This is a genomic window from Clostridium sp. 1001271st1 H5 (assembly GCF_005845215.1).
In the GTDB taxonomy this organism is placed as follows: domain Bacteria; phylum Bacillota; class Clostridia; order Lachnospirales; family Lachnospiraceae; genus Enterocloster.
The window spans coordinates 44,845-53,004 of the sequence record NZ_SPHO01000031.1; the positions used below are offsets into that span (position 1 = coordinate 44,845).

General features: G+C 48.2%; 9 protein-coding genes. 1 reads left to right on the plus strand and 8 read right to left on the minus strand.

Features of this window, described 5'->3' with window-relative positions; translation table 11 throughout:
* Positions 1–62: 62 nt before the first annotated feature.
* The 8 genes from FGS84_RS28155 to FGS84_RS28185 form a co-directional block, all read right to left on the minus strand.
* Entirely contained in the window at positions 63–764 is a 702-nt protein-coding gene (locus FGS84_RS28155) for a DeoR/GlpR family DNA-binding transcription regulator (protein ID WP_138311506.1), read from the minus strand.
* 149 nt (positions 765–913) lie between these two features.
* A complete protein-coding gene (locus FGS84_RS28160; protein ID WP_138311507.1) occupies positions 914–1,849 on the minus strand; it encodes a ribokinase in 936 nt (311 codons plus the stop codon).
* A gap of 21 nt (positions 1,850–1,870) precedes the next feature.
* Positions 1,871–2,845 (minus strand): ABC transporter permease, encoded by a 975-nt coding sequence (locus FGS84_RS28165; RefSeq protein WP_138311508.1) that lies wholly within the window; start codon positions 2,843–2,845, stop codon positions 1,871–1,873.
* Between the two features lie 2 nt (positions 2,846–2,847).
* Positions 2,848–4,335, minus strand: coding sequence for a sugar ABC transporter ATP-binding protein (locus FGS84_RS28170; protein WP_138311509.1), 1,488 nt, complete (start codon positions 4,333–4,335; stop codon positions 2,848–2,850).
* 74 nt (positions 4,336–4,409) lie between these two features.
* Positions 4,410–5,501 carry a substrate-binding domain-containing protein gene (locus FGS84_RS28175; RefSeq protein ID WP_138311510.1) on the minus strand — a complete coding sequence of 364 codons (1,092 nt, stop codon included), beginning with the start codon at positions 5,499–5,501 and terminating at the stop codon, positions 4,410–4,412.
* 35 nt (positions 5,502–5,536) lie between these two features.
* Entirely contained in the window at positions 5,537–6,457 is a 921-nt protein-coding gene (locus FGS84_RS28180; protein WP_138311511.1) for a sugar phosphate isomerase/epimerase family protein, read from the minus strand.
* A gap of 179 nt (positions 6,458–6,636) precedes the next feature.
* On the minus strand, positions 6,637–6,807 hold the full coding sequence (locus FGS84_RS31110; protein WP_171042731.1) for a hypothetical protein: 171 nt from the start codon (positions 6,805–6,807) through the stop codon (positions 6,637–6,639).
* Between the two features lie 26 nt (positions 6,808–6,833).
* Positions 6,834–7,196: a hypothetical protein gene (locus FGS84_RS28185; protein WP_227147536.1), complete on the minus strand. Its 363-nt coding sequence runs from the start codon at positions 7,194–7,196 to the stop codon at positions 6,834–6,836.
* Positions 7,197–7,500: 304 nt separating this feature from the next.
* Between FGS84_RS28185 and FGS84_RS28190 the strand changes: the two genes are divergently transcribed.
* Entirely contained in the window at positions 7,501–8,019 is a 519-nt protein-coding gene (locus FGS84_RS28190; protein WP_138311513.1) for a hypothetical protein, read from the plus strand.
* Positions 8,020–8,160: the final 141 nt, after the last annotated feature.

Consider the following 8,160-nt stretch of genomic DNA (forward strand, 5'->3'; position numbering starts at 1 on the left):
CCGTATTACATGCTCAGAACACAGTATTGGTACTGCTGCTGTTCCATGGGCTTATCCTTTACCTATGTATCTTCTTCCTCCGTAATCAGTATCGCCTCCCCCAATTCAAACACCTTGGAAAAGGCATACTTATTCTTCTTGGATGTATCCATCAATACATAAACCACCTTTGAATGGTCTTTGACAATTACCTTTTTCCTGGCCTCCCTGTCATCATAGGTGTAGATGCCTCCGTCCGGAATATATCCGTTGGCGCCAATGAACGCCTTATCAAAATACATGTCGGATATCATCTTTTCCGTCAGGGCGCCCAGTACGGATTCCAAATCATCCCTCACCTCTCCCCCCAGCAGGATACACTTTGCGTTCTTGATGGGCAGATTGTCCAGCAGCTCCGTACTGCTGGAAACAATGGTGATTCGTTTTCCCTGGAGATATTTGAGCATCCCCACCGTGGTGGTGCCTGAATCCACATAAACGCAGTCTCCGTCCTCCACCAGGGCGGCCGCCTTCCTGGCAATGACCTCCTTTTCCTCGCTGTGAATCAGTTTTTTCTTGACCACAGGTTCGTCGAAGTCCTCCACCTTATATTTAACCGCGCCTCCGCGCATCACAATGACGCTGCCCTCCTGTTCCAGAGCAGCAACATCCCTGCGCACAGTGGACAGCGAAATGCCAAGTTCTGCCGCCAGGTCTTTTATATAAGAGATGTCCCTCTTTTTAATGCTTTTCAGTATCTCTTCTTTTCTCAACTCAGGAACCATATGCTTACCCCGTTGTTTCAATCCATGCACATTTTGCCGAACTGTAATACTCCTATTATACCAAAGGGCCTGTCCTTAGTTCAACCATATTTTTTGCATTTTCTGTCATATTTTTTCACTTTTGTCCATGGGCAGGCTGCAAACAGGATTCAGACACCGGGAACCAGGCTTTCATCTATCTCGTTTAAACAGGGCATGGCCTCCTGGGCTCCTATCTTTGTCACAGTTACGGAGGCTGCCCTGGCTGCAAAGCAGCAGGCCCGGCGGTCCGTCATACCTTTATATTTCCCATAGGCAAATGCTCCTATATAGGAGTCCCCTGCCCCGGTGCTCTCCGTCACATGCTCCACCTTTACGGGTTCAATGGATACCGTTTCTTCCTTACCCAACAGCATGCTGCCCTTGGAACCCAGGGTGACAATGACAGTACCCTCTGTCAGCTGGCTCAGCCTGTCTGCATGGGCCCTGACCATTTCCCCATCCGTTATGTCTACTCCGGCGTAAAAGGACGCCTCTGTCTCATTGACTATCAGGCAGTCCACCAGCTTAAGCACTTCCCTGTCCAATTCCTTGGCCGGAGCAGCATTCAGTATGGTGTATACATGATACTGTTTTGCCTTGCGGATAATATGCTCCACCACATTGGTGGGAATCTCAAGCTGGAGAATGATGATTCTGCTGTTCCTGACCAGTTCATCCAATCCGTCTATTTCCCTGGCCGTGATATCAAAATTGGCGCCTGTGATGATGGAAGCATACACAGTCCCATCCTCCAGGGCGTGGACCACGCCCACTCCCGTGGGGCTGCTGCTCCTGCCGATGCAGGAACAGTCCACGCCGTAATCTCTTAACTTTTCCACCAGTGTATCGCCAAAGGAATCCCTCCCCACCTTGCCGACCATAATGGTATCAATTCCCAGTTTGGCGCACTGCACTGCCTGGTTGGCGCCCTTTCCTCCTCCGGAATAGGTTATGCTGTCAGCCGTGTATGTCTCCCCTAAAAAAGGCATACGCTTCTGCTTCATGATAATATCATAGTTAAGGCTGCCGATAACACAAATGTAATCTCTCTTGCAATCTCTCATTGTTGCCACCCCCACATGCGGTTATTCTGCCTTTGCCTTTTTATTCAGTCTCATGGCTGCCAGTTTTTCCTGGATTACATCCACGTATACCGCAAATACTATGATAAGACCTGTGGCGATATACTGCCAGAATGTATCCACACCGCAGACCACCAGCCCCACCTTAAGGGCCTGGAGAAGGATTGCACCCAGAAACGTGCCTATGATGCTGCCCTTACCGCCGGCCAGGCTGGTGCCTCCGATGGCCGCCGCCGCAATGGCATTGGTTTCGTAGCTGGCTCCTGCAGCCGGCTCGCCGGTTCCCAGCTTTGCCAGCATGACCATTCCTGCAAAAGCAACGCAGACACCGCAGATAGCATAGGCCATGATTTTATTGAAGTCCACATTGACGCCTGACAGGCGCGTGGCCTCCTCATTGCTCCCAATGGAGTACAGATAGGTGCCGAACTTCGTGTGCTTCAGCAGGATATAGGCTGCCACGGTCACAATCAGGAACAGAATCATGGATGAAGACAGGGTGCCGATTACATCGCCGTCCATGATATCCCTGAAGTTCTGGGGAATGTTAAGCACAGGCCATCCTCCCGTTATCAGGTAGGCAACGCCTCTGTACACAGACATCATGCCCAGGGTTGCCACAAAAGGCTGCAGCTTCATCTTAGCCACAAGGATTCCATTGACAAGCCCCAGTACAAACCCTATGGCTGCGCCTGCAAATACAGCCGCAAAGGGATTCAGTCCCATGACCAGGAAATTACCCACGCTTACAATTACAATAGCCAGTGTGGAGCCCACTGTCAAGTCGATTCCGGCCGTAATGATGACCAGGGTCATACCAATGGCCAGAAGGCCGTTGATAACGGACTGGTCCAGGATATCAAGCAGGTTGGACGGCGAAAAGTAAATGGGCTGTATGACCCCAAACACCACCATGATTACAGCCAGCGCAGCAACTACTTCTAATTCCCTTGAAAACTTCTTAATCATATTCTTCATAGTCAGCCTCCCATCGCAAAACTCATTATGACTTCTTCATTCAGTTCGTCATGGTTCAGAAATCCCATGATTTTTCCTTCCCTCATGACCACGACCCTGTCGCTCATGCCAATCACCTCCGGCAGCTCTGAGGACACCATGATAATGGCCTTTCCTCCTGCTACCAGCTCCTCCATCAGGCGGTAGATTTCCGCCTTGGCCCCCACGTCGATACCCTTTGTGGGCTCGTCAAATATAATGATATCGGCATCCGTGGCCATCCACTTTGCGATAATGACTTTCTGGGCATTTCCGCCGCTCAGGCTCTCTGTCAGGTAATCCGGATCCGCCGGGTGCAGGTTCATTTCCCCGGTGTAATACATACAATTGTCGTATATTTTCCTGGCGTTCACAAAGCCTCTGGTGCAGAAACGGTTCATGGAAGCCAGGGCCATGTTGCGGGCATTTGTAAAGTTTTTTACAAAGCCCTGGGTCTTCCTGTTCTCAGGTATCAGCCCCAGACTGTACCGAAGGGCATCCTTCGGACTCCTAATGTCCGCCTTTTTACCTTTTATGTAAACTTCCCCGCTGGTATAGGGGTCAGCGCCGAATATGGCGCGCATCACATCTGTTCTCTTGGAACCCACCAGCCCTGCAAAGGATAAAATCTCGCCCCTGTGGAGTTCAAAGCTTATGTGTTCAAACACGCCGTTTCTGCACAGGTCCCTGACCTCCAGCACCACCTCCCGGGAAGCGCACAGCGGATTGTTCCTTACAGCATAGGCGGACACGTCTCTCCCTACCATGTGGCGTATCAGCTCTTCCTTGGATGTCTCCTTCATGTTCAGGGTGGTGATGTATCTTCCGTCACGCAGGATACTGGCCCTGTCCGCAATGGCGAACACCTCATCCAGACGGTGGGTGATGTATAAAATAGTGATGCCCTGGGCCTTCAGCTCCATAATCATCTTAAGCAGGCGGTCCACCTCACGGTCTGTCAGGGCAGAGGTGGGCTCGTCAAAGGAAATGATTCTGGCATTGTGGAACAGGGCCTTGGCAATCAATATCATCTGCATCTCACCGGTGCTTAGGGAGTTCACCCGGTCCCTGCTCCGGAACTTGCATCCCAGCTTTTCCAGAATGACATCCGTCTTCCTGTACATGGCGTCATAGTCCACCAGGAATCCCCTGGTCACCTCATAGCCAAGGGCGATATTCTGCCCAACCGTCAGCTCCGTCACAAGGTTTACCTCCTGATGCACCTTGGCAATGCCAAATTCAATGGCATCATTGGCATTCTTAAAGTCCACCTTTCCCCCGTCAATCTCCACGCATCCATCATACTCCGGGTATATGCCGTGAAGGATATTGAGAAGGGTGGATTTACCTGCGCCGTTTTCCCCCAGAAGGGCGTGTATCTCCCCTTTGTCCACTGTAAAATCCACATTGTCCAGCGCCTTATTGCCGGGGAACTGCTTTGTTATATTGGAAAAATGTATCATTGTCGCCATATTTTATCCCCTCTTTGAAATATCAGCCAGGGGTTTGACCCTCTGGCTGATGATGGTTACCATGCTGTCTTTGTCTATTTTGCGTATACAGGGTCGGTCCAGCCAATGATTTCTTCTGCCGGTTTGTCCACGTTTTCAGCATCAATCAGGGCCTGGGGCGTCCAAAGCACTCTTGGAATCTCCTGTCCGCCCAGGCTTCTGAGCATTACCTCGCCTGCAATCTGGGCCTTATAGAACGGGAAGGAGTCAATGGTTGCGTCCAGCTCACCCCTGCGGATGGAATCATAGGCCTCTCCAATGCCGTCAACGCCAACCACCAATATATCCTTGCCGGAGGACTTCACTGCCTCCACCACGCCCAAAGCCATGGTGTCGTTGTTGCAGAAAATAGCATTCAGGTCCGGATACTGTTTAATCCATGTATCTGCCAGGTCCTTGGACTTCTGGCGGTCCCAGTCAGCATTCTGTTTTGCCACAATCTCAATGTCCTTTGCATTGGCCGCCATCCAGTTTTCAAAGCCCTCTGTCCTCTGTCTTGCCGCAAACGCCTTAGGCATTCCGATAACAATGGCCACCTTGCCCTTGCCTCCCAGCTTATTGGCAATCCACTCCGCCGCCAGTTCCCCGTTCTGGTCCGCCTTGGGTCCTACGAAGGAATCCGCGTTGGCAATCAGTCCGTCGTTTACATTGATAACCGGGATACCGGCTTTCTTTGCATCCTCCACGCCAGGCGTCAGGTTTCCGTCGGAAATAGGAGAAAGGAGCAGTCCTGTGTACTTCTTATTAATCATATCTTTTACAATGGAAAGCTGTCCCTGTTCATCGTTCTCGCCCTGGGCAGAAGTCACGTCTATGGTAATGTTATAACCGGCTGCTGACGCCTTGGTCTGGTATTCGCCGTACCCCTCCCGCAGTGTCCTCCAGTACTCATTGTCAAAGGATTTTGCCACTGCGCCCAGCTTGACTTCGCCGTCCAGCTTCGGAACATCCCCCAGCTTCTCCCTCAGTTCCTCGATGCTGACGCCTGCCTCCTTGTCCGGATTAAAGGTGTCTGCCGCTGCCTCTGTCTGGGCCGTGGAGGCTGCCTGCTTATTCGTACATCCTGCCATGATTCCCGCCGCCATGGCAATTGCTGTCATGGATAAAACCAAACCTCTTTTTTTCATCTTTTCTTCTCCTTTTACATTAAAATAGTTTTTGTTTATAGGAAAGCAACCATCATGTTGCTCACAGCTACTGCGTCATTCTGTTCCACTACCTTCTCCATCCGGCAGAGCCCATAGGTGTCAATGAGCTGCTCAATCCGCCGGCACATCTTTATATTTGCCTCGCATTCCTCCACTGCCTTCTCCCGTTTGGGGAATGTGTCAAAATATATCACGCCCTGGAAATCGTATTTCTTAAGGTAGTACATGACCTCCACTGTCTTCCAGAAATTAACGGTTCCCACCATAAGGCCGTCGTCCGTGGAGCCCTCACCGTCATTGAGGTGAATATTATAAAGCTTTCCCCGTTCCAGCAGCCAGGCCGCTGCAAATGCAGGATTTTCCTTCTTCATCAGCATATGGCAGAAGTCCAGGGTAACGCCCAGGTTCTCCCTGTCCACGTCATGGAGGATGGAAACCGCTGTCCCAAAGCTGTCAATGAATGCATGCACCCTTTCCTCATAGGGCTTATACTCAATGCTCACAGGCACCCCGGAATAATCGCACACATCCCGGAACGCCTTCACAATCCGGTTCCAGTAGCTCACATAATCAATCTGAAAGGAATAATCAAAACCGTCAAACCCCAGCCAGATAATCATCTGGTTCCCCCCCAGCTTCCTGCATGCGTCCGCCGCTTCCCTGCACAGGGTTATGGCGTCCTGGGATATGGCTGGTTCCCGGTTTCCAAATTCACCTCCTATGTACTTGTCCCTGAATCTGAGGTTGATGGCGTTGCACCGCAGTCCGCAGTCCTCCATCTTCGCCTTTATCACCTCTATATCATAGTCAGCAAAATGTTCCGGATAATTCAAATCCACATAGTCCACGCCCTCAATGGCTCCTATGGACCTGAATGCATTCAGCAGGTTGCTGTCAAATCTCAAAAATGAGTTAATCCGTGTGGCATACTTCATATGATTGCTACCTCCTTGTAGCTTCATAATAGCATTTGTTTCAAATTATGTCAATACTTTTCAAATTATTTTATTTCATTTTTTGGCACTAGTTTCTATATTTTTTCATTTGCATTCAGACGCATACAGCATTTTTTGTTTGTACGGGGTGGTTTTCATGGTTTTTCAGGTAGTTTTAACTAATTATATGACTCTTTTCTGCGTTTTAATGGAATTCGGCTTTTCTCTATGTGCCATATTTTTTCATTTATTTTCATTTCACTGTTATCCATGGTTATCCGGGGGCATCCGGTCATAAAATGATAAATGCCGCAGAAAACAGCTGGACTCCCAGCATCTTTCTGCGGCATTTATTGCCCTCTTACTAAATCTCCAATTAAATTCCAAAGGTTTCAAAGAGCTGTTTACGGTACTCCCTGTCCTTTGAGGCTCTTTCCAAATCATCATACCGTTTCTCAGCCATGAGCAGCAGGTTCAGCCTGCTGACCCGCTCTTCACCTTCTTTTTCTCCTTCCTCTTTTCCCTCTTTTCTGCCGTCCTCAATCAACTCATCAATTGCCCTACACACATCCATCCCCTCCTTCTCACCTTGATTTTCCATTATAGCAGCCAGTCTTTTCTGCTCTCCCAGCAGCGCCAGAAGGGCATTGGCCTCATTCCGGTTCAGCCTGCCAAGTGCGTCGCGATTTTCTTTCACATACTCATACAGCCTCTTTTTATCTGAATTATATTTTATCATACTGAATATCTGCTGTAAACATATGAAGAATACACTCAGATTCTCCATGTTTTGGGGATTAATCTTATAATTGGGTATAAAGTCCCGTATAGCCCCGACCTCCTCCAAACAGTTGTCAAATCTCAACATCTGGTGAAGGCCACATAAAAATGAAGCTTGCTATTTATATAATTTGTATTACCACTTTATATTTTTATATATTTAATAAAAATATAAAAATATTATTGACTAATATCCCCCCCGTGTATTATACTTATAACAAAGTTTAAACCGATATTTTCACACACAAAAGGAGCGGAACGGTATGAGAATCAAATTAAAAGAGGGTATAATAATAGCAATGGCATTATCCTTGTGCATGCCACTCCATGCAGCTGCCGCACAGGGAGGGTATACCGAATCTTTTCAGGAGGAAAACAAGGATACCGAAGCTATCTGCATCATTGATATGACAGAAAAAGTCTATAACTCGCTAACAAGAATGCCAAGCGTCGTGGATGGCAAAACACAAGTTATGGCTTTTTCTGTTGAAAACCTCAAGAGCAATTCTTATGTAGATGGTTATGACTATGGAAAATCACTCAATCCCGGTACAAGACAAACATATTATGTGGTTTGCACTGCAAGAAGCTCCGGAACCACTGCTGATGTTGGTTTGGCATACTATAATAGTAAGGGAAAATATATTATCAACAGCAAAACATCCTTAAGTGGATATGATAGCTACGGGACAGTTTCCGCGACACCAACATTTAAAAATTACGGATACGTAAAAAATACTGGCTCAGCTAAGCTTACCGCATCATATGTATACATGAAATAAAGGAAAACCCCTAATAACTATCGGCTTAAATTTTATAAGGGAGCATCTCAACTATGAAATTAAAATGCAGCATTGTTATATTGGCCGGTTCTTTCTGGACTTTGGGTATTCCTTATAAAACATTAGCTGGTATCGGTTCGA

What these genes read in the sequence shown, in the direction of transcription:
- FGS84_RS28155 (WP_138311506.1), bottom strand. Translation starts at nt 764, where the DNA reads ATGGTTCCTGAGTTGAGAAAAGAAGAGATACTGAAAAGCATTAAAAAG.
- FGS84_RS28175 (WP_138311510.1), bottom strand. Translation starts at nt 5,501, where the DNA reads ATGAAAAAAAGAGGTTTGGTTTTATCCATGACAGCAATTGCCATGGCG.
- FGS84_RS28190 (WP_138311513.1), top strand. Translation starts at nt 7,501, where the DNA reads ATGAGAATCAAATTAAAAGAGGGTATAATAATAGCAATGGCATTATCC.
- FGS84_RS28160 (WP_138311507.1), bottom strand. Translation starts at nt 1,849, where the DNA reads ATGAGAGATTGCAAGAGAGATTACATTTGTGTTATCGGCAGCCTTAAC.
- FGS84_RS28165 (WP_138311508.1), bottom strand. Translation starts at nt 2,845, where the DNA reads ATGAAGAATATGATTAAGAAGTTTTCAAGGGAATTAGAAGTAGTTGCT.
- FGS84_RS28180 (WP_138311511.1), bottom strand. Translation starts at nt 6,457, where the DNA reads ATGAAGTATGCCACACGGATTAACTCATTTTTGAGATTTGACAGCAAC.
- FGS84_RS28185 (WP_227147536.1), bottom strand. Translation starts at nt 7,196, where the DNA reads ATGATAAAATATAATTCAGATAAAAAGAGGCTGTATGAGTATGTGAAA.
- FGS84_RS28170 (WP_138311509.1), bottom strand. Translation starts at nt 4,335, where the DNA reads ATGGCGACAATGATACATTTTTCCAATATAACAAAGCAGTTCCCCGGC.
- FGS84_RS31110 (WP_171042731.1), bottom strand. Translation starts at nt 6,807, where the DNA reads ATGCCGCAGAAAGATGCTGGGAGTCCAGCTGTTTTCTGCGGCATTTAT.